This is a genomic window from Haemophilus sp. CCUG 66565 (assembly GCF_001679495.1).
Classification (GTDB): Bacteria; Pseudomonadota; Gammaproteobacteria; order Enterobacterales; family Pasteurellaceae; genus Haemophilus; species Haemophilus haemolyticus_K.
This window is the reverse complement of sequence record NZ_LZOX01000016.1, coordinates 121199-144051: the sequence shown is the minus strand read 5'-3', so window position 1 is coordinate 144051 and position 22853 is coordinate 121199. Positions and strand designations below refer to the sequence as shown.

Annotated in this window: 23 protein-coding genes; 14 read left to right on the top strand and 9 right to left on the bottom strand. The window is 38.6% G+C overall.

Annotated features, from left to right (window positions below; all coding sequences use genetic code 11):
* Positions 1–28: 28 nt before the first annotated feature.
* The 7 genes from mlaF to murA are packed head-to-tail and all read left to right on the top strand — an operon-like array spanning position 29 to position 4685.
* Positions 29–823 (top strand): phospholipid ABC transporter ATP-binding protein MlaF, encoded by a 795-nt coding sequence (gene mlaF / locus A9501_RS06195; protein WP_065265312.1) that lies wholly within the window; start codon positions 29–31, stop codon positions 821–823.
* Complete coding sequence (gene mlaE, locus A9501_RS06190; protein ID WP_065265311.1) at positions 820–1605, top strand: lipid asymmetry maintenance ABC transporter permease subunit MlaE; 786 nt, start codon at positions 820–822, stop codon at positions 1603–1605. The genes mlaF and mlaE overlap by 4 nt, the downstream gene beginning before the upstream one ends.
* A gap of 9 nt (positions 1606–1614) precedes the next feature.
* On the top strand, positions 1615–2121 hold the full coding sequence (gene mlaD / locus A9501_RS06185) for an outer membrane lipid asymmetry maintenance protein MlaD (protein WP_065265310.1): 507 nt from the start codon (positions 1615–1617) through the stop codon (positions 2119–2121).
* A gap of 28 nt (positions 2122–2149) precedes the next feature.
* Positions 2150–2794, top strand: coding sequence for a phospholipid-binding protein MlaC (gene mlaC / locus A9501_RS06180; RefSeq protein ID WP_179222720.1), 645 nt, complete (start codon positions 2150–2152; stop codon positions 2792–2794).
* Positions 2795–2804: 10 nt separating this feature from the next.
* Positions 2805–3131, top strand: a complete 327-nt coding sequence (locus tag A9501_RS06175; protein ID WP_065265308.1) for an STAS domain-containing protein — start codon at positions 2805–2807, stop codon at positions 3129–3131.
* 11 nt (positions 3132–3142) lie between these two features.
* A complete protein-coding gene (locus A9501_RS06170; protein ID WP_005631356.1) occupies positions 3143–3400 on the top strand; it encodes a BolA family protein in 258 nt (85 codons plus the stop codon).
* Between the two features lie 10 nt (positions 3401–3410).
* Complete coding sequence (gene murA / locus A9501_RS06165; RefSeq protein WP_065265307.1) at positions 3411–4685, top strand: UDP-N-acetylglucosamine 1-carboxyvinyltransferase; 1275 nt, start codon at positions 3411–3413, stop codon at positions 4683–4685.
* A gap of 85 nt (positions 4686–4770) precedes the next feature.
* Here murA and galM read toward each other — a convergent pair whose 3' ends face one another.
* The 3 genes from galM to galT form a co-directional block, all read right to left on the bottom strand.
* Complete coding sequence (gene galM / locus A9501_RS06160; RefSeq protein ID WP_065265306.1) at positions 4771–5799, bottom strand: galactose-1-epimerase; 1029 nt, start codon at positions 5797–5799, stop codon at positions 4771–4773.
* A 9-nt stretch (positions 5800–5808) separates the two neighbouring features.
* Complete coding sequence (gene galK, locus A9501_RS06155; RefSeq protein WP_065265305.1) at positions 5809–6963, bottom strand: galactokinase; 1155 nt, start codon at positions 6961–6963, stop codon at positions 5809–5811.
* A gap of 69 nt (positions 6964–7032) precedes the next feature.
* Positions 7033–8082: a galactose-1-phosphate uridylyltransferase gene (gene galT, locus A9501_RS06150; protein ID WP_065265304.1), complete on the bottom strand. Its 1050-nt coding sequence runs from the start codon at positions 8080–8082 to the stop codon at positions 7033–7035.
* A gap of 210 nt (positions 8083–8292) precedes the next feature.
* On the opposite strand from galT, the gene A9501_RS06145 reads away from it, so the two are divergent.
* From A9501_RS06145 to mglC, 4 genes are all read left to right on the top strand, one after another.
* Positions 8293–9291, top strand: a complete 999-nt coding sequence (locus A9501_RS06145; RefSeq protein WP_065265303.1) for a substrate-binding domain-containing protein — start codon at positions 8293–8295, stop codon at positions 9289–9291.
* A 186-nt stretch (positions 9292–9477) separates the two neighbouring features.
* On the top strand, positions 9478–10473 hold the full coding sequence (mglB, locus tag A9501_RS06140) for a galactose/glucose ABC transporter substrate-binding protein MglB (protein ID WP_005628316.1): 996 nt from the start codon (positions 9478–9480) through the stop codon (positions 10471–10473).
* A 65-nt stretch (positions 10474–10538) separates the two neighbouring features.
* On the top strand, positions 10539–12059 hold the full coding sequence (gene mglA, locus A9501_RS06135; protein WP_065265302.1) for a galactose/methyl galactoside ABC transporter ATP-binding protein MglA: 1521 nt from the start codon (positions 10539–10541) through the stop codon (positions 12057–12059).
* A 15-nt stretch (positions 12060–12074) separates the two neighbouring features.
* A complete protein-coding gene (gene mglC, locus A9501_RS06130) occupies positions 12075–13085 on the top strand; it encodes a galactose/methyl galactoside ABC transporter permease MglC (protein WP_048953854.1) in 1011 nt (336 codons plus the stop codon).
* A gap of 198 nt (positions 13086–13283) precedes the next feature.
* Here mglC and A9501_RS06125 read toward each other — a convergent pair whose 3' ends face one another.
* On the bottom strand, positions 13284–15521 hold the full coding sequence (locus A9501_RS06125; protein ID WP_065265301.1) for a nitric-oxide reductase large subunit: 2238 nt from the start codon (positions 15519–15521) through the stop codon (positions 13284–13286).
* Between the two features lie 328 nt (positions 15522–15849).
* A complete protein-coding gene (locus tag A9501_RS06120; RefSeq protein ID WP_005630160.1) occupies positions 15850–16380 on the bottom strand; it encodes an inorganic diphosphatase in 531 nt (176 codons plus the stop codon).
* 233 nt (positions 16381–16613) lie between these two features.
* On the opposite strand from A9501_RS06120, the gene A9501_RS06115 reads away from it, so the two are divergent.
* Entirely contained in the window at positions 16614–17933 is a 1320-nt protein-coding gene (locus A9501_RS06115; RefSeq protein ID WP_065265300.1) for an NCS2 family permease, read from the top strand.
* 64 nt (positions 17934–17997) lie between these two features.
* Here the strand turns inward: A9501_RS06115 and xseA are convergent, their stop codons facing one another.
* From xseA to A9501_RS06100, 3 genes are read right to left on the bottom strand one after another with little or no spacing between them, the layout of a single operon-like run.
* Complete coding sequence (gene xseA / locus A9501_RS06110) at positions 17998–19317, bottom strand: exodeoxyribonuclease VII large subunit (RefSeq protein WP_065265299.1); 1320 nt, start codon at positions 19315–19317, stop codon at positions 17998–18000.
* 60 nt (positions 19318–19377) lie between these two features.
* Positions 19378–20592, bottom strand: coding sequence for a ribosomal protein uL16 3-hydroxylase (locus A9501_RS06105; RefSeq protein WP_065265298.1), 1215 nt, complete (start codon positions 20590–20592; stop codon positions 19378–19380).
* Between the two features lie 2 nt (positions 20593–20594).
* Positions 20595–20906 (bottom strand): RnfH family protein, encoded by a 312-nt coding sequence (locus tag A9501_RS06100; protein ID WP_065265297.1) that lies wholly within the window; start codon positions 20904–20906, stop codon positions 20595–20597.
* An 86-nt stretch (positions 20907–20992) separates the two neighbouring features.
* Between A9501_RS06100 and A9501_RS06095 the strand changes: the two genes are divergently transcribed.
* Both A9501_RS06095 and A9501_RS06090 read left to right on the top strand, forming a co-directional pair.
* Positions 20993–21409, top strand: coding sequence for an EamA family transporter (locus A9501_RS06095; protein ID WP_065265296.1), 417 nt, complete (start codon positions 20993–20995; stop codon positions 21407–21409).
* 7 nt (positions 21410–21416) lie between these two features.
* Positions 21417–22178 (top strand): class I SAM-dependent methyltransferase, encoded by a 762-nt coding sequence (locus A9501_RS06090; protein ID WP_065265295.1) that lies wholly within the window; start codon positions 21417–21419, stop codon positions 22176–22178.
* Between the two features lie 53 nt (positions 22179–22231).
* Here A9501_RS06090 and A9501_RS06085 read toward each other — a convergent pair whose 3' ends face one another.
* Positions 22232–22846 (bottom strand): YfgM family protein, encoded by a 615-nt coding sequence (locus A9501_RS06085; RefSeq protein WP_065265294.1) that lies wholly within the window; start codon positions 22844–22846, stop codon positions 22232–22234.
* Between the last annotated feature and the right edge of the window lie 7 nt (positions 22847–22853).

Genomic DNA, 22853 nt, shown 5'->3' with positions numbered 1-22853 from the left:
GCACTTTTTATTTATAAACGAGATTTTAATGAATCAAAATCTAATTGAAGTTAAGAATCTCACCTTTAAACGCGGTGATCGCGTGATTTACGATAACCTGAATTTGCAAGTAAAAAAGGGAAAAATCACTGCGATCATGGGACCGTCGGGGATTGGAAAAACCACCTTACTTAAATTGATCGGTGGGCAACTAATGCCAGAAGAAGGTGAAATTTTGTTTGATGGGCAAGATATTTGTCGCCTATCTAATAGTGAACTGTACGAAGTACGCAAGCGGATGGGGATGTTATTCCAATCCGGTGCGCTTTTTACGGATATTTCTACTTTTGATAATGTCGCCTTTCCAATTCGTGAACATACGCATTTGCCTGAAAGTTTAATTCGTCAAATCGTATTGATGAAATTGGAAGCTGTTGGGTTGCGAGGCGCTGCCGCATTGATGCCTTCAGAACTTTCCGGAGGTATGGCTCGTCGAGCTGCATTAGCGCGCGCTATTGCACTTGATCCTGATTTAATTATGTTTGATGAGCCATTTACTGGGCAAGATCCAATCAGTATGGGCGTAATTTTGAGCTTGATTAAACGATTAAATGAAGCGTTAAATTTGACTTCTATCGTGGTGTCGCACGATGTGGAAGAAGTATTGAGTATTGCAGATTATGCCTATATTATTGCAGACCAAAAAGTTATCGCAGAAGGAACATCTGAGCAGCTTTTACAGAGCCAAGATCCGCGCGTGGTGCAATTCTTAAAAGGTGAATCTGATGGTCCTGTGCGCTTTAAGTACCCAGCGCAAGATTATGTGAAGGAATTGTTTGAATGATCGTCAATTTTATTTCTGCTTTAGGAAAACAGGTGATCGACTTTTTCCGTGCATTAGGGCGAGCAGGTTTTATGTTATTTGGCGCATTGATCGGCAAGCCACAAATTCGTAAGCATTTTCCTTTGCTTGTGAAGCAAATGCATGTTTTAGGTGTCCAATCGTTACTCATTATTTTGTTGTCCGGTTTATTTATTGGAATGGTATTAGGACTACAAGGTTATGTCGTGTTAGTCGATTTTTCTGCTGAAACAAGTTTAGGTCAGCTTGTGGCGCTTTCTCTTTTGCGAGAATTAGGACCTGTTGTTACCGCACTTTTATTTGCTGGTCGAGCAGGTTCTGCATTGACGGCTGAAATAGGCTTAATGAAAGCCACTGAACAACTTTCTAGTCTTGAAATGATGGCTGTTGATCCTTTACGTCGAGTGATTGCACCTCGTTTTTGGGCAGGAGTTATTTCCATGCCAATTTTGTCAATCTTGTTTATCGCGATTGGTATTTGGGGCGGTTCCTTAGTTGGTGTGGATTGGAAAGGTGTTGATTCAGGTAGCTTTTGGTCTGTGATGCAAAATTCCGTGAGTTGGAGCTATGATATTTTAAATGGCTTTATTAAAGCGATTTTCTTTGCTGTAGCTGTGACTTGGATTGCGCTTTTTAATGGTTATGATTGTATGCCAACATCAGAAGGTATCAGCCAAGCTACAACACGAACAGTTGTGCATGCATCTCTTGTTGTTCTAGGATTAGATTTTATTTTGACTGCTATTATGTTTGGAGCAGGTTAAGGATTTTTTATGAGACAAACAATTAAATATGAATTTTGGGTCGGGTTATTTTTATTACTTGGTATTGGCGCCTTAGTTTTTTTAGGTTTACGCGTAGCCAACGTACAAGGTTTTGGTGAGACGAAATCTTATACTGTGACGGCAACTTTTGATAATATTGGTGGACTAAAAGTACGTGCACCATTAAAAATTGGTGGAGTGGTTATTGGGCGTGTGAGCGGTATTACGCTTGATGAAAAAAGCTATTTACCAAAAGTTAGTATTGCAATTAATCAGGAATATAATGAAATCCCAGAAAACAGTTCTTTATCAATTAAGACATCTGGCTTGTTAGGTGAGCAATATATTGCATTGACAATGGGGTTTGATGATGGTGAATCGGCTATGCTTAAAGAAGGTAGCCAAATTCAAGATACAAAATCTGCGATGGTGTTGGAGGATTTAATCGGCCAATTCCTTTACGGCGATAAAAAATCTGATGGTAACAGTGAAAAGACTGAGCCTACAGTACAATAACAACTAACATTTATTTAGGAGATTTATGATGAAATTTTTCCAAGTGAAAAAATGGTTTGCAATTTTAACCTTAGTATTTACCGCACTTTTTGCTGCTGGTACTGCTATGGCTGAAACAAGTCCTTATGTATTAATGCAACAAGCGTCAGATAAATTGTTTTCTGATATTCAGGCAAATCAAAGCCAGATTAAAAAGAACCCAAATTATCTACGTACTATCGTTCGTAATGATTTACTGCCTTATGTTCAAGTCAATTATGCAGGTTCTTTAGTTTTAGGTTCTCATTTCAAATCTACTACACCTGAACAACGTGAAAAATTCTTTAAAGCTTTTGGTGATTTTATTGAACAAGCTTATGCACAAGTATTAACGGCATATTCAAATCAACAAATCCAAATTGAGCCAGAAAAAGCATTAGGTGATAAAAACTTAGTAAATATTCGTGTGAATATTATTCAAACCAATGGTGCAGCACCAATTAAATTAGATTTTAAATGGCGTAAGAATGGTAAAACGGGTGAATGGTTAGCTTATGACATGGTTGCTGAGGGAGTGAGTATGGTTGTAACAAAACAACAAGAATGGAGTAGTATCTTACGTCAACAGGGTATTGATGCATTAACGGCTCAAGTACAAAAATCAGCCGCTCAACCTGTAACATTCAGCAAATAATTTTGTTGCCATGTTAAATTGGGATTTAAAGAAAAATGATGATAAGATAGCGCTCCTTTTGTCAGGGGAGCTATCTCGCAACACGTTGTTGCCTATGTGGCAGCAACGTGACGTTTTTTTATCTGCTAATGCGCTGGATAAAACAGTTGTTGAATGGGATTTGTCTGGTATTCAACATATTGATTCAGCTGGTTTTGCAGCGCTTTGTGATTTTTTACGAGAGTGTCAAAAGCTTAACAAAACAGTGCGATTAGTTTATCCACCAAAACAATTATTAACCCTTGCAGATCTTGTTGGTTTGTCTGATTGGATCGCAAATTTTACAGATCTTAATTAAACGGAAATCTGATGGAACTTCAAGAAATTGAACGAATTTTAAAAGATGCGCTAAACGTAGAAGAGGTTTATGCTCAAGGTGAAAACGCGCATTTTGGCGTGATTGTAGTGAGTGATGAAATTGCCGCACTTTCTCGCGTAAAACAACAACAAACAATTTATGCTCCGTTAATGGCTTATTTTACTACTGGCGAAATTCACGCGTTAACAATTAAAACTTATACCACTGAAAAGTGGAAACGTGATCGTGCATTAAACCAACTTAATTAAGGATTCAAAAATGGAAAAATTTCGTGTTTATGGGCAATCTCGTTTAAGTGGAACTGTGAATATTTCAGGTGCAAAAAATGCCGCACTTCCAATTCTTTTTGCCGCTATTTTGGCAACAAAACCAGTTAAACTCACGAACGTGCCTGCGCTTAAAGATATTGAAACCACTTTGAAAATTTTACGTAAATTAGGCGTGGTGGTAGATCGTGATGAAACTGGCTCAGTTTTATTAGATGCATCGAATATCGATCATTTCACTGCCCCTTATGAATTAGTTAAAACCATGCGTGCTTCAATTTGGGCATTGGCGCCTTTGGTTGCTCGTTTTCATCAAGGCCAAGTATCGTTACCTGGTGGTTGCTCTATCGGTGCTCGTCCAGTTGATCTCCATATTAGCGGTTTAGAAAAATTAGGCGCGGACATCGTTCTTGAAGAAGGATATGTAAAAGCACAAGTATTAGATCGCCTTGTGGGAACACGTATTGTAATGGAAAAAGTGAGCGTAGGTGCAACTTTATCTATTATGATGGCAGCAACGCTTGCGAAAGGCACCACAGTGATTGAAAACGCGGCTCGTGAGCCTGAAATTGTAGATACCGCTGACTTCCTCAATAAAATGGGCGCGAAAATATCTGGTGCAGGTTCTGATCACATTACGATTGAAGGTGTTGAACGTTTAACTGGTTGTGAGCATAGTGTCGTGCCAGATCGTATTGAAACGGGTACATTCTTAATTGCCGCAGCAATTTCGGGTGGTCGTGTTGTTTGTCAAAATACTAAGGCTGATACTTTAGATGCAGTGATTGATAAACTTCGTGAAGCTGGCGCTCAAGTTGATGTTACTGAGAATAGTATCACTTTAGATATGCTTGGAAATCGCCCTAAAGCAGTGAATATTCGTACTGCACCACATCCTGGTTTCCCTACTGATATGCAGGCTCAATTCACCTTATTAAATATGGTAGCAGAGGGCACAAGTATTATTACTGAAACGATTTTTGAAAATCGTTTTATGCATATTCCGGAATTAATTCGCATGGGTGGTAAAGCTGAAATTGAAGGGAATACTGCGGTATGTCATGGTGTTGAACAGTTATCTGGCGCAGAAGTAATGGCGACAGATTTACGCGCATCAATCAGTTTGGTTCTTGCAGGTTGTATCGCAACAGGTGAAACCATAGTAGATCGTATTTATCATATCGATCGTGGTTATGAACATATAGAAGAGAAACTTCGTTGTTTAGGTGCTAGAATTGAACGTTTCTCTGGAGAGAGCGAAGTTTAATAAAATAAACTAACTATTAGATTCATTTAATATAGGGGCTAATTTCGAGTTTTTCAGAAATTAGCCCTCTGTTTATCAGTAATTATTACTTTTTAAAAAACTTAAATTCCGTCCATTGATAATATCGCTCGCCTGCTTTTTGAATCCCGCCGTAATTTTGCCATTCAGGATGATTAGGCGTGTCGGGCAAACATTGGGTTTCCAGTGCTATGCCAGAAAAATCGGCATATAATTCGCCATTTCTCGTTGGCGTACCTGCAAGATAATTACCCGTATAAACCTGCAATGCGGCTTGCGAGGTTCTTACTTCTAAACTTAAATCACCATTTGGAGAAGTCAGTAACACGCAAGGCTTTTGCCAAGCTTTGTTGACAATAAACGAATGATCGTAACCTTTTGTTGCTTGCTGATCCCCTTGTAAAAAATCTTGTTTGATGGGTTTAGCAATACGGAAGTCAAAACTCGTATTCACTACGTGCTTTAATGGAGAATTAGGAATCCCCTCATTATCTACAGGCAGATAAAAATCAGCATTTAAACGTAATATATGTTCACGCACGTCACTGCCTTGCGCTGCATTTTCCAAATTGAAATAGGCATGATTCGTTAGGTTCAATGCAGTATCCTTATCACTCATCCCTGCATATTCAATTTTTACGCTATTATCATCTGTTAGCGTATAGGTTACAGACACATCCACATTACCAGGAAAACCTTGTTCACCATCTACTGAATGTAATGAAAAACACACAAAATTCTCACCGCACTCTTGAATTTTCCAACGGCGTTTATCAAAGCCCTCTCCACCATGAAGCTGATGTTTACCTTGATTACTTTTTAATTGAATGACTTCACCATTCAATTCAAACTGTGCATTGGCAACACGATTTGCATAACGCCCTACGCTTGCGCCTAAATAGCTTTGATGAGTGGGATAATCTTCTACCTTACAACCCAATAAAACCTCGCGTAATGTGCCATTTACTGGTACTTTACAAGAAAGCCAAGTTGCCCCCCAATCCATAAATTGAACACGCATCCCATTTTCATTTTGCAGGGTCATAAGCTGATAGGGTGCACCATCAGGTGCATTAAAAGTGGTTTGTTCTAACATCATTTTTTCTTAAATTACTCGAACACCTTGTGATGCCGTGCATACATAAAAAGTTTCTTTTAAACCCGTCGTTTTCTCGTAATTATCCGCAATAATTTTACGAACGGCATCGACTTTATCATGCGGCGCAAGTGCGACAATACAGCCACCAAAACCGCCGCCTGTCATACGGGCACCGCCACTTTTACCAATAACAAGTTGAGCCAATTCAACTAAATAATCAATTTGTGGCACGGTGATTTCAAAATCATCACGCATTGAATCATGAGATTCCCCCATTAACTCACCTAAACGGGTCAAATCATTCTTCTTCAATGCTTCCACTGCATCGAGTACTCGTTGATTTTCTGTTACGACATGACGAGCACGTTTTGCTGCTAATGGTGAAAGTGCGGTCAATTCTGCTTCTTTTTTTCGGAATTGTTCAACTGAAACATCACGCAATGCTTTTACTCCAAAAAATTTTGCTGCGTCTTCACATTGCTGACGGCGAGTATTGTATTCGCCCGTTACCAAATCGTGCGGTACGTTTGAGTTCACAATAATTACGGCGACATCTTGTGGCACGGGGGTTGGAGTGGTTTCAAGACTACGACAATCAATCATCAGTAAGTGATTTTCCTGCCCAAGTGCAGAAATTAACTGATCCATATTGCCACAATTGGCACCAACAAATTGGTTTTCCGCTTTTTGCCCATTCAACGCAATATCCGTGTGAGAAAGCGGTAAATCGCCAAGTTGTTGGCAGAATTTACCCACCGCAACTTCTAACGCTGCAGATGAACTTAATCCAGAAGAAAGCGGCACATTTCCAGAAATCACTAAATTTGCACCTTGTTGAAAGTGCGGGTAACGTTCTTGGATAAATTTTACAACCCCACGCACGTAATTAGCCCATTTGTGTTCACTCTTCGGAATTTCAACATTGAGAGAAAATTCATCAGTTTCATCAAGATCCGCTGCATAAACATTCCAAATATGATCATCTCGTTTTGTACCAGAAACGGCCGTACCAAAATTAATCGCACAAGGCATAACAAAGCCGTCGTTGTAGTCTGTATGTTCGCCGATAATATTTACTCGGCCAGGTGCATAGACGGTAATTTCTGGCAAATTTTTATGCTGTTTATTGAAAATTTGTTGAGCATTTTGGATTGGAGTCATATTTCTATCCTTTATATTAAATCTGTACTCGATCTTCTCCACTCTTTGCTAAAGAGGGGACTAGCTATATTATTTAGTTCTTTCTTTATAATGAACTTCACTCAAAGCACGTAATCGCTCTGCTGCCTGTTCTGCCGTTAAATCGCGTTGACTTTCGCCTAACATTTCATATCCCACCATAAATTTACGCACAGTTGCTGAACGTAAAAGAGGAGGATAAAAATGAGCATGTAGCTGCCAATGTTCGTTATCTTCGCCATTAAACGGTGCGGCATGAAATCCCATTGAATATGGGAAAGAAGTCTCAAATAGATTGTCGTACTTGGTTGTCAATTTTTTCAAAATAACCGCAAGATCTTTTGATTGTTCGTCACTTAATTCAGTTAAACGTTTTATATGAGTTTTTGGTAAAAGCAATGTTTCAAATGGCCAAACAGCCCAATAAGGCACTAAAGCTACCCAATGTTCAGTTTCAACGACAATACGTTCTTTTAATTCCAGTTCTCGTTTTACATAATCAACCAACATTACTGAGCCATGTTTTAGCAAATAATCGCGTTGTGTGCGATCTTCACGAGCAACTTCATTTGGTAAGAAACTGTTCGCCCAGATTTGGCCATGCGGATGTGGGTTCGAACAACCCATTGCCGCCCCTTTGTTTTCAAAAATTTGCACCCATTGGTATTTCGCGCCAAGTTCACGAAGTTGCTCTTGCCATACTTTAATCACTTCTTCAATCTCAAGTGCGGTCAATAATGGCAATGTTTTACTATGATCTGGAGAGAAACAAATGACTCGACTTTCACCATGAGCTTGAGAACTCTGGAAAAGTGGATCTGAGGATTTTTCAGGGGCTGGCGTATCTTCTAAAAGCGCGGAAAAATCATTTTTAAACACATAAGGTTTACGATAATCTGGATTTAATTCACCTGTAATACGCTTATTACTCGGGCAAAGATAACAAGTTGGATCATAACTTGGTTTTTGTTCTTCATTCACTTTTTCTTGTTGCCCTTGCCATGGACGCTTAGCACGATGTGGTGATACCAAAACCCATTGATCAATTAACGGATTATAGCGACGATGTGGATGCTCGGTTGGTTCAAAAATATCACTCATAATTGCCTCCCTTTCTAAATTGTAAACGATTACACAAAATACTGCGCATAAGATAGCAAATTCAAAAAAATAAACCGTGATCAGTATCACATAATGGGAAAATCTCTAAAAGTTTTTTGTGATCTCGGTTACAAATCAGAAAGTAACCGCTTTCAATTTTATTTAGAAAGAACATAATAAGAAACGTGATTTCATTATGGAGAGCATTCTATGAGCACCATTCATGATGTAGCCGAATTAGCCCATGTATCTATTGCTACTGTTTCTCGCGTTGTAAATCAACATCCCTCAGTGAGTGAAGATACCCGCCTTGCCGTAAGACAAGCAATTGAGCAACTTAATTATCAACCCAATGCAAATGCTAAAGCCCTTGCAATACAAAACACCGATACGATTGGTGTGGTTGTTACCGATGTAACAGACTCGTTTTTTGCTATTTTAGTGAAAGCCGTAGATAAAGTTGCAGAAGCACACCGTAAAACAATCTTGATTGGTATTGGCTATCACCATGCAGAGAAGGAACGTGAAGCGATTGATACTTTACTTCGCAAGCGTTGTAGTTGTTTAGTTGTGCATTCAAAAGCATTATCTGATGATGAACTTAGCCATTATTTGAAAACAGTACCAGGAATGGTGATTATCAACCGAGTGATTCAAGGCTATGAAAATCGTTGCGTAAGTTTAGACAATAAAAAAGGAACCTACTTAGCAACGGAAATGCTTATCCGTTGTGGTCATAAACATATCGCATATATTGGATCTAACCATGCAATTTTCGATGAAATTGAGCGTCGAGATGGTTATCTTACCGCATTAAAAGATCACAATTATCCAATTATTGAGCATGCCATCACGCACAATTCACCAGACTTCGAAGGTGGAGAAAAAGCTATGATTGATTTGCTTAGTTATAACAAAGATCTCACTGCGGTCGTTGCTTATAATGATTCAATGGCTGCAGGAGCCATTTCAGTTCTCAATGAAAACAATATTAGTGTACCAAGCCAATTTTCAATCATTGGTTTTGACGATATGCCAATTGCTCGTTATTTAATTCCTAAATTGACAACCATTCGCTATCCTATTGATTTAATGGCAACTTATGCGGCCAACCTTGCATTAAGCCTTGTCGATAATGAGGTGAGAACGCCATCAACAATTCAATTTAATCCAACATTAGTACGACGTTTTTCTGTGGAATCTATCTAAATTTGAAGATAAACACACTCATAAAATGTGATAGCGATCACAAATCCGAATTTTTAATGTAATCGTTTTCATTTATGTGAGTTTGATCACAGATTCCAAGCAGATTATTCGCTAATATGGCATCAATTGCAGAATGTAATGCAATATTTATCTCTAACATCAACATTCCAAAATAGGAGCGTTATTATGAAAAAAACAGCAGTATTAAGTGCGGTTGCTTTGGCTATCGGTTTAGGTGCAGCATCTTCTAGCTTCGCAGCAAGTAACAAAATTGGTGTAACCATTTACAAATACGATGACAACTTCATGTCTTTAATGCGTAAAGAAATCGACAAAGAAGCTAAAGCACTTGGTGGCATTAACTTATTAATGAATGACTCCCAAAATGCACAATCAATTCAAAATGACCAAGTTGATGTATTACTTTCCAAAGGTGTGAAAGCTCTTGCAATTAACTTAGTTGACCCAGCTGCAGCACCAACTATTATTAGCAAAGCAAAACCAGATAACATTCCTGTTGTATTCTTTAATAAAGACCCAGGTGCAAAAGCTATCGGTTCTTATGAACACGCTTACTATGTAGGTACTGATCCAAAAGAATCTGGCTTAATTCAAGGGGATTTAATTGCAAAACAATGGAAAGCGAATCCAGCTCTAGACTTAAATAAAGATGGCAAAATCCAATTCGTATTATTAAAAGGTGAACCTGGTCACCCAGATGCTGAAGCGCGTACAAAATTCGTAGTTGAAGAACTTAATGCGAAAGGTATCCAAACTGAACAATTATTTATTGATACCGGTATGTGGGATGCTGCAATGGCGAAAGATAAAGTAGATGCTTGGTTATCTAGCTCTAAAGCAAACGACATTGAAGTAATTATTTCTAACAACGATGGTATGGCATTAGGCGCATTAGAAGCAACCAAAGCACATGGTAAAAAACTCCCTATCTTCGGTGTGGATGCGTTACCAGAAGCATTACAACTCATCAAAAAAGGTGAGCTTGCTGGTACCGTGTTAAACGATGGTGTGAACCAAGGTAAAGCAGTTGTTCAATTATCTAACAACTTAGCACAAGGCAAAGCAGCAACTGAAGGCACAAAATGGGAATTAAAAGATCGTGTTGTACGTATCCCTTATGTTGGTGTAGATAAAGACAACTTAGGCGACTTCTTAAAATAATTTCTCATCAATTTTTGTTGTAATCCAAGGGGAAGTTGCCCTTCCCCTTTTTAACGAGGTTGGATATGACATCTCAAACTCAAAGTCAAGACAGCCAAGTGCTGCTCACAATGACCAATGTCTGCAAGTCCTTTCCAGGCGTAAAAGCCTTAGATAACGCAAACTTAACGGTTCGATCACATTCTGTTCATGCTTTAATGGGTGAGAACGGTGCGGGTAAATCTACGTTACTAAAATGCTTATTCGGCATTTATGCCAAAGATGAAGGTGAAATCCTTTTCTTAGGTCAACCCGTCAATTTTAAAACATCTAAAGAAGCCCTTGAAAATGGTATTTCAATGGTGCACCAAGAACTCAACCTCGTACGCCAAACTAGCGTAATGGATAACTTGTGGCTTGGACGCTATCCACTTAAAGGACCTTTTGTCGATCACGCAAAAATGTACCGTGATACTAAAGCGATTTTTGATGAATTGGATATTGATGTAGATCCTAAAGAAAAAGTCGCCAAACTTTCAGTTTCTCAAATGCAGATGATCGAAATTGCGAAGGCGTTCTCGTATAACGCTAAAATCGTAATCATGGATGAACCAACATCCTCACTTTCTGAAAAAGAAGTTGAGCATCTGTTTAAAATTATCGACAAATTAAAACAACGCGGTTGCGGAATCATTTATATTTCTCACAAAATGGATGAAATCTTCAAAATCTGTGATGAAATTACTATTTTACGCGACGGTAAATGGATCAACACAGTAAACGTGAAAGAATCCAGCATGGAACAAATTGTCGGAATGATGGTAGGTCGTGAATTAACACAGCGTTTCCCTGAAAAAACAAACACGCCAAAAGAAGTAATTTTACAGGTGGAAAATCTTACCGCTAAAAATCAACCATCCATTCAAGACGTATCTTTTGAATTACGAAAAGGTGAAATTCTCGGTATTGCAGGCCTTGTAGGGGCTAAACGTACTGATATCGTTGAAGCTATTTTTGGCGTACGTGAATTAACCGAAGGAAATATCAAGTTACACGGAAAAACCGTGAAAAATCATACCGCACTTGAAGCGATTAATAATGGCTTTGCATTGGTCACTGAGGAGCGTCGTTCAACGGGTATTTACTCTAATTTAAGCATTGAATTTAACTCATTGATTTCAAATATGAAATCTTATCTCACACCATGGAAATTACTTAGCACGAAGAAAATGAAAAGTGATACCCAGTGGGTAATTGATTCAATGAATGTTAAAACGCCATCACATAGAACAACAATTGGTTCTCTTTCTGGTGGTAACCAACAAAAGGTCATTATCGGTCGTTGGCTTTTAACTCAACCTGAAATTCTGATGCTTGATGAGCCGACTCGTGGTATCGACATCGGGGCAAAATTTGAAATTTACCAACTCATTCAAGAACTCGCTAAAAAAGACAAAGGCATTATTATGATTTCATCAGAAATGCCTGAATTACTAGGTGTAACTGACCGTATTTTAGTGATGAGTAACGGTAAATTGGCGGGTATTGTAGAAACTGCAAAAACTTCACAAGAAGAAATCTTGCAACTCGCTGCGAAATATTTATAACAAAAGGAACAGATTATGAGTGCCTTACAAAAAAACAAATCCTTTGATTTCTTAAAGCAAAATGCCATTTATTTTGTGCTATTGATTTTGCTCGGTATTATTATTGCGCAAGATCCAACATTCTTAAATTTGATGAACTTTAGTAATATTTTAACTCAATCTTCAGTTCGTTTAATTATTGCACTTGGGGTTGCTGGTTTATTAATTACACAAGGAACGGACTTATCTGCTGGTCGTCAAGTTGGTTTGGCTGCAGTTATCTCTGCAACTATGTTGCAATCAATGGAAAATATGAACCGCGTATTTCCTGAAATGGGTGAAATTCCAATTCCTGTTGTTATTCTTGCCGTTTGTGCTGTGGGAGCTATTATTGGTTTAATAAATGGATTGGTTATTGCTTACTTAAATGTAACACCGTTTATTGCAACTATGGGAACCATGATTATCGTATATGGTTTCAACTCACTATACTATGATGCTGTAGGTGGATCGCCAATCGCTGGTTTTAGTGAAAATTTCTCAACATTTGCTCAAGGCTTTTTCCGAATTGGGAGTTTCAAGCTTTCTTATATTACTATTTATGCTGCAATTGCTTCATTTCTGGTGTGGATAATGTGGAACAAAACCCGTTTTGGTAAAAATATCTTTGCTATTGGGGGAAATCCGGAAGCAGCAAAAGTTTCAGGCGTGAATGTTGCACGTAATTTAGTTGTTATTTATATGATCGCCGGTGTGTTTTATGCCTTTGGTGGTATGCTCGAAGCGGGCCGTATCGGTTCTGCAACTAACAACTTAGGTTTTATGTATGAATTAGATGCGATTGCTGCTTGCGTAGTGGGTGGCGTATCCTTCGCGGGTGGTGTAGGGACAGTAATTGGTGTCATAACTGGCGTTATCATCTTTACAGTTATCAACTACGGTTTAACTTACATCGGTGTAAACCCTTACTGGCAATACATCATCAAAGGTAGCATTATTATTTTAGCGGTAGCCATTGACTCATTAAAATATGCGAAGAAGAAATAATTATTCTAGATAAAAAGAGTAGAGAAAATAACCGCACTTTGTAAAGTGCGGTTATTTTTTATATAAGTTTTAAAGATAGGTAGAATTCTGAAAGAGATATTTCTTGGTAACCATATTAAAATCAATCATTAAGTATTTATAGTCTATATAAATAAAAAGCGACTTACTTTTACATAAGCCGCTTTTGGGAAGGCCTAATTAATGTTTAGGTCTGAAGAAAATCATTGTAAAGATTTGCCAGAAGAAGGCTAGTGCACCGAAGATGAATACCACATCTCCACCTAGACGTACCCAACGTAAGGTATCGAATAATGGCTGTTGCATAAATTCTTCACTACGTGCATACCATAAGCCTTCTGAGATACTTGCATATCCTTGGATAACACCGATAGGTAGTAAGCTTGATACGATCATCAGTACTAAACCGCCGTTTAATAACCAGAAGCCCCATTTCATTAACTTATCGTTAAATGGTGTATCCGGACGTAAATAACGCGCGATTAAGAATACGAAGCCTAATGCTAAGAAGCCATACACGCCGAATAATGCTGCGTGCGCGTGAACTGCAGTCGTGTTCAATCCTTGAACATAGTAGAGTGAAATTGGAGGGTTGATTAAGAAACCAAACACGCCAGCACCTAACATATTCCAGAATGCGACGGCTACGAAGCAGTAAAGAGGCCATTTTAAGCGTTCCATCCAAGGTGCTTTTTGTTTCATTGCCCAATGTTCCCACGCTTCGTGACCTAATAATACTAAAGGTACTACCTCAAGTGCAGAGAAAGAGGCACCTACAGCAATAATTGGAGTGGTTGCACCCGCGAAGTATAAGTGGTGGAAAGTGCCAGGGATACCACCGATTAAGAACAACGCTGCTTCAGTAATGGTTGCCACAGTCGCAGTACGACGTGAAACTAAACCTAAACTTACGAAGATGAATGAGAGTGCCGCTACAGAGAATACTTCGAAGAAGCCTTCTACCCATAGGTGAACTACCCACCAACGCCAGTATTCCATCACAGAAATGTGAGTGTGCTCGCCATAGAATAATGCTGGGCCATAGAATAAACCGATCGCAATGACGGAAGCGAAGAACAATGCCAATAAGTTTTTATCACCGGGTTGTTTGAATGCGTTCACTGTACCGCGAAGCATTAAGACTAACCAGAACAAGATGCCTGCGAATTTCACTGCTTGCCAGAAACGACCTAAGTCAATGAATTCGTAACCTTGGTGGCCGAACATAAAGCTCCACTCTTCAGGAAGAATATGCGCAATCGCTAAGTAGCTACCAGTAAATGAACCCACTACTAATACCACTAATGCCCAGTAGAGAACATCTACACCCAATTTTTGGAATTTCGGATCTTTACCGCCATTAATGATTGGTGCAAGGAATAAACCGCCAGCTAAGAATGCCATTGCAATCCAGAATAAGGCTGCTTGAATATGCCATGTACGCACTAATGAATAAGGTAAGTATTGAGAAATATCAATACCATAGAATTCTTGACCTTCAACGGTATAGTGAGCAACAATCGCTCCTAAGTTCACTTGCAGTAAGAATAATGCAAGCACAGTGAAGAGGTATTTACCTAACGAACGTTGAGAAGGGGTAAGTTGTAATTTTGTAAGTGGATCGAATTCAGGTGTTGCGGGTTCTTTTTCATCTTCACGTTTTTTGAATGACCAAATCCATACCACGAAACCAATACCGGCAATGAGGAATACGACACTTGCAATAGACCAAATGACGTTTTCTGGTGTTGGTACGTTGTTGATTAACGGCTCATGTGGCCAGTTGTTGGTGTAACTTGCGTGAGTATTTGGACGTTCAGCGGAGGCAGTCCACGCTGTCCAGAAGAAGAATTTAGCTAAGTCTTTACGTGCTTGTAAGTCAGGAAGGGTATTATCCTTCATCGCAAAGTGTTCACGAGTCACTTTAGTTGCAGGATCATCACTATATAAAGAGATGTAGTATTGTGCCGTTTTTTCCATTGCCACTAAACGGGTGTTTGAAAGCACAACGGTACCGTTTTCAACTTTGCTACCACGATATTCTTTGGTTAAACGCGCTTTTAATAAAGTTTGTTGTTCATCATTTAAATCAGCGAAGTTTTTACCAAACTCTTGATTCGCTGTAATGTCCAACCAGTTAATTAGTTCACGGTGAAGCCAATCTGCTGTCCAGTCTGGTGCTTGATATGCACCATGGCCCCAAACTGACCCCACTTGCATACCGCCTGTAGTTTGCCAAGCGGTTTGACCATGTAAAATATCATCGTGCGTAATCACTTTTTCGCCAGATTCAGAAACATATTGTTGCGGAATTGGCGGTGCTTCACGATAAACTTCGAACCCGTAGTAGCCTAAAATTGAGAATGACCCAATCAATACGGCGACTAATAGGTACCAGAACTTTTTATACTGTCCCATTTTATCACTCCTAGGTTATTGAAAAATTAACTTCCTATTTAAAATCATAGGCAAATATTTTACATAAAGTAAAATACCTGACTAATTATATCGGGTATTGTGGCGTTAAAATAATACCCCAAACAAAGTAATTGACTAAATTAGTAGGTTATTTTGATTGGAATTAAAAAAAGTGTGATTAAAAAATGATTTAACCACACTTAAATGTTTAGTAATCAGATGCTTATTCAAAATTAAAATTGGAGTGATTGGCGGGATTAAAATTGGTTTGTGTAATTCTAATACAAAGAGCGGTGAAATATCACCGCTCTTTTATCTTTAAAGTTAATTAACGTTCATTCCAACGTTTAATAGACTCACGAATCACTTCTTTCGCTTCTTCTACATCGCCCCAATGCGTTACTTTCGTTGAGCCAGGTTTCTTAAGCGCTTTATAGTTATTGAAATGGAACTCAATTTGTTTAATTAAGTTCGCAGGTAAATCTGCTAATGAATTATAGGCATTTCCTGTATCACGATCATCTGCTGGAACACAAACGATTTTGTCATCCACTTCGCCATCATCAACAAATTTCATGACACCAATTACTTTAGCCTCAAGGAATACACCTGTTGCTAATGGTTGACGAGTGATTAATAACACATCTAACTCATCGCCATCTTCATCTAAAGTTTGTGGAATGAAACCATAGTTAGTTGGTTTTGCAAAAATTGCAGGCTCAACACGATCTAATTGGAATGCCGCAACTTTACGATTCCATTCAATTTTATGGCAGCTACCTTCTGGAATTTCGTTTACTACATTGATAATGCCAGCATCTACATCGCCTGGCGTTAAAATTTGATTAAAATCAGCCATTTTGTTTCCTTCATTTTATCAAGTTAAAAAACGTGACAAGTATAGCAGTTTTTCTGCTGACTCGCAGTCTCATTTGTAGAGAAAATCAGCAAATAGATTATTTCATAACTATTCATAATTTTGACCACACTTTATTCTAAACAAAACTAACGCAAACGTTTACTTCTCATTTTTATGATGTAAAATAGCGCGCCTTATTCACTTCAATTTTTCACTCAACTTTAAGGAACACTATGCCAACTTTAGAAAAAACATTTGAGCTCAAGCAACGTGGTTCAACTGTTCGTCAAGAAATTATCGCGGGTTTAACCACGTTCTTAGCAATGGTTTATTCTGTAATCGTGGTACCCAATATGCTAGGTGCTGCAGGTTTTCCGGCGGAATCTGTCTTTATTGCCACCTGCTTAGTTGCAGGATTAGGGTCTATCTTAATCGGCTTATGGGCAAATGCACCAATGGCAATTGGTTGTGCAATTTCTCTTACAGCTTTTACAGCATTTAGCCTAGTAATTGGTCAAAAGGTTGCCATTCCTGTTGCGCTAGGCGCAGTATTCTTAATGGGGGTTGTGTTTACCTTAATTTCTGCCACGGGTATTCGTGCATGGATCTTGCGTAATTTACCATCCAGTATCGCTCACGGAGCAGGCATTGGTATCGGACTCTTTTTACTTTTAATTGCGGCAAACGGCGTAGGTTTAGTCGTCAACAACCAAGCTGGCTTACCAGTAAAATTAGGCGATTTCACCTCATTCCCAGTCATGATGTCCTTAATTGGTTTGGCGCTCATTATCGGCCTTGAAAAAATGAAAATTAAAGGCGGTATTTTATGGGTAATTATCGCTATTACTATCGTAGGTTTAATTTTTGATCCAAATGTAAAATTTGGCGGAGAGATTTTCAAAATGCCAACATTTGGTGAAAATTCTCTTTTCTTACAATTAGACTTTATGGGCGCACTACAACCAGCAATCTTGCCTGTCGTATTTGCTTTGGTGATGACCGCCGTATTTGATGCAACGGGTACAATTCGCGCAGTTGCAGGTCAAGCAGACTTGCTTGATAAGGATGGTCAAATTATCAATGGCGGTAAAGCTTTAACTTCAGACTCAATCAGTAGCTTATTCTCAGGCTTATTCGGTACAGCACCAGCTGCTGTTTATATTGAATCAGCAGCAGGAACAGCAGCAGGCGGTAAAACCGGTATTACTGCAATCGTTGTTGGTGTGTTATTCCTATTAATGCTTTTCTTTCAACCATTAGCTTTCTTAGTGCCTGGATACGCAACTGCCCCAGCATTAATGTATGTTGGTTTATTAATGTTAAGCAATGTAAGCAAATTAGATTTCGATGATTTCGTTGGCGCGATGAGCGGATTAATCTGCGCAGTGTTTATCGTACTTACCGCTAACATCGTAACAGGCATTATGCTAGGTTTTGCGGCATTAGTGATTGGAAGAATCGTGAGTGGCGATATTAAACGCTTAAATGTAGGGACTGTGATTATTGCAATCGTACTTGTTGCATTCTATGCAGGCGGTTGGGCATTATCATAATTAAATAACAAAAGGGAGTATCTTATTTGCTACTCCCTTTGCTTATTGATGTAAATGACAAATATTATATAACTTTACTGATAATTCTTCCGTCTTTAACTTGCGTCGTGATACATTCACCTTTCTTCACATCTTGAGTACTTATTATTGCTTTTCCTTGAGCATTTTCCGCAATGGAATAACCTCTCGCCAATACCTTCAACGGGCTTAAACCATCCAATTTTCCGCATAACGTTGCCAGTTTATTTTGACGTTCCGCCAGTTGCCGATTTACGCAAAAATTTAACCGCACTTGTAACTGCTCTAAGCGTTGTTGATGACGTTGCACTCGATATGGCAATGGATTTTGTTTCAAACGAGAAGAAAGTGCGGTGAATTTTTGTTGTGTATTTTCAAACTGACGCAACATAGCAAGTTGCAAGCGATGCGTAAGTTGTTCATTTTTCGCTTGTTGAGTGCGTAGCTGATTCTGTGGATGTTGATTGTGTAATTTTAAGATTATCTGTTTCAAACGCTGGCTTTTTCGAGTAAATAAACGATCAAATGCCATATCTAAACGTTGCTGTTGATGGCGAAGTTGTTGTAATAATTCATCTTGATTACGACTCACTAATTCAGCCGCAGCTGAAGGGGTCGGCGCACGAAGATCTGCGACAAAATCGGCAATCGTTACATCCGTTTCATGCCCCACAGCACTGATAATAGGTAAGGTTGAACGAAAAATCGCTCTTGCCACTTCTTCTTCATTAAAACACCAAAGATCTTCTAATGAACCACCACCACGGCCAACAATTAATACATCCACTTCTTGTCGCAGATTGGCAAGTTCAATCATTTGCACAATTTCTGCTGTCGCCTCTTTGCCTTGTACTGCAGTGGGATAAATAACGACTTTTAAACTTGGATCACGGCGTGCCAAAATATGCAAAATATCTTGCAATGCCGCACCTGTAGAAGACGTAATAATCCCAACCGCTTTACTAAAGTACGGTAGATTTTTCTTAAGATTTTGAGCAAATAATCCTTCCGCGGCCAATTTCATTTTTAATGCTTCAAACTGCTGTTGCAACAAACCTTCACCGGCTGGGTGCATAGAATCAATAATAAGCTGATAATCACCACGAGGCTCATATAAACTGACATTGGCACGCACAAGCACTTGCATCCCATTTTGCGGACGAAAAGCAACACGCAAATTTTTCATGCGAAACATCGCACAACGCACCTGTGCATTTTCATCTTTCAGCGTTAAATACCAATGTCCAGACACGGGGTGCGTAAAATTGGAAATTTCACCCGTTAACCAAATTTGTGAAAAATTTCCTTCGAGCATCTGGCGCGCAGCAGAATTCAGTTGAGAGACGGAATAAATATTGTCCGACATAATTTGTTATGGCTTAAAAGTTAAAGATAATCCCCCTCTTTTCTAAAGAGGGAAGCTTGATTATTCTATAATGACCCAACCATCATCAACCCAGTTACAAATGGAATCCAACAGTAAATCCATTGAGGTTTCAGGATCTTCGGTTTCATTTACTAAATTTGATAAAAATGCCCAGTCCAAACTTTCACCATCAGATAAGCGTTTCAACACTTCGGTCTCAATCACATTAAGTTCATCTAACCACTCGCCGTTCGCATAAATTCGCAGCGGATTTTCGGTGTAAAGCAATTTACAATTGTTGTCTTGAGAAAGGAATGCCCCCTCCTCTTCTAAAATTGATCGCACTTCATCAGGATCGCACATTTCATCAGAGACTAATAACTCATAACGACGAGAACTCACTGCACTTGCTACGGCTTGCTTAAACAATGCATCAAAAGCTTCTGAATGGGCCAATTTATCTAATAAAAGCTGTTTCATTGCTTGAATATTTTCATCCGCAAGTTTACCTGTACGTTGTTCAGACTGGCTTAAACGTAGCGGTAAATCAAACTCATTTAAATTTAAATCAGGATCTTGATGACAAAAACCTTTGCTTATCCCATCAATCAAATTGCTTAAATTTGGATAACGCAAGCCAAAAGAAAAGGTTAAACAATCATCTTCAGCCACACCATAATGTGCCATACGGGCTGGAATATACAAAATATCGCCCGGATTCATCACTTCATCAATCACCAATTCGCCCATATCGTCAAAAATACGGATTGGCTGATTGGGTTTAAATTCGGTACTTGGATCACACCATTTACCTAATTGCCAACGACGATGACCATATCCTTGCACCAAGAATACATCATACTCATCATAATGCTTACCAACAGAGCCACCTTTCGGCGCGTAAGACACCATAATGTCGTCACGTTGCCACTGAGGAATAAAGCCAAATTTGTTCCAAAGTTGTCCTAATTCAGGCGACCATTGCTCCAAATTTTGAACTAACACTGACCATTTTTCTGGTAACTTTTGAAAATCCTTGTTGCTCAAAGGGCTAAAAAAAACTTTCCAATCGTCATCAGAAAATGTTTTTACTAAACGAGCGGTGACATCTTCATTTTGCGCGAGCTCAATAATATCTTGTGGCTCAAACTGCCCAACGATTTCAGGCAAACCGTTACGAATCACAAGTGGCTTTTTCTGCCAATAATCACATAGAAAAATTTCTGGTGTGATATGTTCAGGTAAACAAAAATCAACAGATGAAAGTGCGGTCATTTTTAAGCTCCTTTTTCTTTGTCTTTGGCTGCTGCAGCTTGCTCTGCTGCACGTTTACGGCGAATTTCTTTCGGATCAGCAAGTAATGGACGATAAATTTCAATACGATCGCCCTCTTTTAATACATCAGTCAATTTAATTGGACGACTGAAAATCCCAATTTTATTTGTGCTCAAATCAATCTCTGGAAATTGGCTTAAAATCCCTGATTGCGTAATCGCAGTTTGCACGGTGATTCCTTCATCAACTTGAAAAGATTTCAAATAATAACGTTCCGGCAAAGCATAAGCGATTTCAATGTTAATCTGATTCATTTTTACTTCTTCATAAAAAAATTTTCCGTTATTATAGCGGAAAAGTGTAGCAAATTTTAGGGGCTGTGGGTAAATAAGGAAAGGATATGAGTTGGGTATTTTTTGCGATAGGTTCTGCATTTTTTGCAGGGCTCACGGCGATCTTAGGCAAGCTTGGTGTAGAAGGGATGAATAGTAATCTTGCCACCTTTATTCGAACTCTTGTCATTTTATTTGTGACGGCAGGCATTCTATCTGCTCGTAACGAGTGGCAATTGCCACAGCATATTGCAGTAAAACCGTTTAGTTTTCTGATTTTATCAGGTATTGCAACTGGGTTGTCTTGGCTTTGTTATTATCGAGCGCTCCAACTTGCTCCTGCCTCTTGGGTTGCACCGATTGATAAATTAAGTGTAGTTATTGCAATTATTCTGGGGGTTGTCATTTTAGGGGAGCCACTCAGCCTAAAATTAATTATCGGTAGTATTTTAATTTTATCAGGCGTGCTTGTTTTAGCGCTATAATGAAAATATGATAAATCAAATCAGTGTTTACGATAAGGAAAATTTCTTTGAGCTTTACCAAAAGCTTCGTTCTAATCCTATTAGTTTAAATGAAGTTGTTGAGAAACCGACAATGCTTTCACTTTTGCCAGACTTACAAGGAAAAAAATTACTTGATCTTGGGTGTGGGGCTGGTGAACATTTAGCACTTTATTTATCAAGAGGCGCTAGACACGTAGTTGGAATCGATCTGTCCGCAAATATGTTAAAGCAAGCTAAAATTGATTTAGAAAAGCGCGGTGAATTTAAAGATTGTTTTTCTCTTTATCAATTACCTATGGAAAAGCTTATTGAATTACCAGAAGATAATTTTGATGTAATTACGAGTTCTTTTGTTTTTCATTATGTAAAAGAATTTCCTCAATTGTTGTCTGCAATTTTTAATAAGTTGAAAGCAAATGGTGTGCTTGTTTTTTCTCAAGAACATCCTATCACGACCTGCCATAAGACGGGGGAACGTTGGGAAAAAAATGAGAATAAACAGCAAATTGCTTACCGTTTGAATCATTATCGAGATGAAGGAGAAAGAGAACGGAGTTGGTTTAAGCAGACTTTTAAGACTTATCATCGTACGACTGCAACGATTATTAATAATTTGATTAAAGTAGGTTTTCAAATTGAGCAAATGGAAGAACCTATGTTAGCAGATCAGGTTCAATGGCATCATGAATTTAAAGATTTACAGCATCGCCCCGTTTTGCTTTTTATACTTGCTAGGAAGGTTGTGTGATTTTGTGGCTAAAAAGATAAGAAATACCCGCATCTTGATGCGGGTATTATTTTTTAAAGATTGTTTAATTTCATTTTGGCCATTTGTTGTTCTAATTGGCTACCACTTTGTTGTGCTTGCTCAAAGCTGTTTTTAGCCGCAACTTTATCTCCTTTGGCGACTTGGATATCGCCAGTTAAAATCGCTTTACGAGCATTAAAACTTTCACCTTTCACTTGATTTAAGCTGGTTAACGCATTATCTAATTGACCTAATTGAAATTGCACCGCACTTAGACGTAATGCAACAATAGATGTTAATACTTCATCTTGAGATTGAGTTAATGCTTGATTTAAGTTTACTTCTGCTGCTACAAAATCTTGTTTTTCAGTCGCTTTTTTCGCTTCATCTAACAAAGCAAAGACAGCGTATGCAGTTTTGCTGTTAGCTTGCACAAATTGTTCTATATTTGCTTTTTTAGCTTGTTCATCTTGTTGTGCAGAATAGATTAACGCATCATACTGAGCTGAAGCTTGAGCGATTTGTTCTGCTTGGTGCGCTTGCCAATAACGCCATCCAAACATACCACCCACACCTAAGATAAAGGCGACAATAATTGTTTTGCCATTCTCTTTCCACCAGTCTTTCAACTGGTTAATCTCTTGTTCTTCTTCAATGGAATAAGCCATGTTTTTC

What these genes read in the sequence shown, in the direction of transcription:
- A9501_RS06145 (WP_065265303.1), top strand. Translation starts at nt 8,293, where the DNA reads ATGAGCACCATTCATGATGTAGCCGAATTAGCCCATGTATCTATTGCT.
- A9501_RS06105 (WP_065265298.1), bottom strand. Translation starts at nt 20,592, where the DNA reads ATGACCGCACTTTCATCTGTTGATTTTTGTTTACCTGAACATATCACA.
- galM (WP_065265306.1), bottom strand. Translation starts at nt 5,799, where the DNA reads ATGTTAGAACAAACCACTTTTAATGCACCTGATGGTGCACCCTATCAG.
- A9501_RS06085 (WP_065265294.1), bottom strand. Translation starts at nt 22,846, where the DNA reads ATGGCTTATTCCATTGAAGAAGAACAAGAGATTAACCAGTTGAAAGAC.
- A9501_RS06090 (WP_065265295.1), top strand. Translation starts at nt 21,417, where the DNA reads ATGATAAATCAAATCAGTGTTTACGATAAGGAAAATTTCTTTGAGCTT.
- galK (WP_065265305.1), bottom strand. Translation starts at nt 6,963, where the DNA reads ATGACTCCAATCCAAAATGCTCAACAAATTTTCAATAAACAGCATAAA.
- galT (WP_065265304.1), bottom strand. Translation starts at nt 8,082, where the DNA reads ATGAGTGATATTTTTGAACCAACCGAGCATCCACATCGTCGCTATAAT.
- A9501_RS06120 (WP_005630160.1), bottom strand. Translation starts at nt 16,380, where the DNA reads ATGGCTGATTTTAATCAAATTTTAACGCCAGGCGATGTAGATGCTGGC.
- A9501_RS06170 (WP_005631356.1), top strand. Translation starts at nt 3,143, where the DNA reads ATGGAACTTCAAGAAATTGAACGAATTTTAAAAGATGCGCTAAACGTA.
- A9501_RS06100 (WP_065265297.1), bottom strand. Translation starts at nt 20,906, where the DNA reads ATGAATCAGATTAACATTGAAATCGCTTATGCTTTGCCGGAACGTTAT.
- mglA (WP_065265302.1), top strand. Translation starts at nt 10,539, where the DNA reads ATGACATCTCAAACTCAAAGTCAAGACAGCCAAGTGCTGCTCACAATG.
- mlaE (WP_065265311.1), top strand. Translation starts at nt 820, where the DNA reads ATGATCGTCAATTTTATTTCTGCTTTAGGAAAACAGGTGATCGACTTT.
- A9501_RS06115 (WP_065265300.1), top strand. Translation starts at nt 16,614, where the DNA reads ATGCCAACTTTAGAAAAAACATTTGAGCTCAAGCAACGTGGTTCAACT.
- xseA (WP_065265299.1), bottom strand. Translation starts at nt 19,317, where the DNA reads ATGTCGGACAATATTTATTCCGTCTCTCAACTGAATTCTGCTGCGCGC.
- mlaC (WP_179222720.1), top strand. Translation starts at nt 2,150, where the DNA reads ATGAAATTTTTCCAAGTGAAAAAATGGTTTGCAATTTTAACCTTAGTA.
- A9501_RS06125 (WP_065265301.1), bottom strand. Translation starts at nt 15,521, where the DNA reads ATGGGACAGTATAAAAAGTTCTGGTACCTATTAGTCGCCGTATTGATT.
- A9501_RS06175 (WP_065265308.1), top strand. Translation starts at nt 2,805, where the DNA reads ATGTTAAATTGGGATTTAAAGAAAAATGATGATAAGATAGCGCTCCTT.
- mglC (WP_048953854.1), top strand. Translation starts at nt 12,075, where the DNA reads ATGAGTGCCTTACAAAAAAACAAATCCTTTGATTTCTTAAAGCAAAAT.
- murA (WP_065265307.1), top strand. Translation starts at nt 3,411, where the DNA reads ATGGAAAAATTTCGTGTTTATGGGCAATCTCGTTTAAGTGGAACTGTG.
- mlaF (WP_065265312.1), top strand. Translation starts at nt 29, where the DNA reads ATGAATCAAAATCTAATTGAAGTTAAGAATCTCACCTTTAAACGCGGT.
- mlaD (WP_065265310.1), top strand. Translation starts at nt 1,615, where the DNA reads ATGAGACAAACAATTAAATATGAATTTTGGGTCGGGTTATTTTTATTA.
- A9501_RS06095 (WP_065265296.1), top strand. Translation starts at nt 20,993, where the DNA reads ATGAGTTGGGTATTTTTTGCGATAGGTTCTGCATTTTTTGCAGGGCTC.
- mglB (WP_005628316.1), top strand. Translation starts at nt 9,478, where the DNA reads ATGAAAAAAACAGCAGTATTAAGTGCGGTTGCTTTGGCTATCGGTTTA.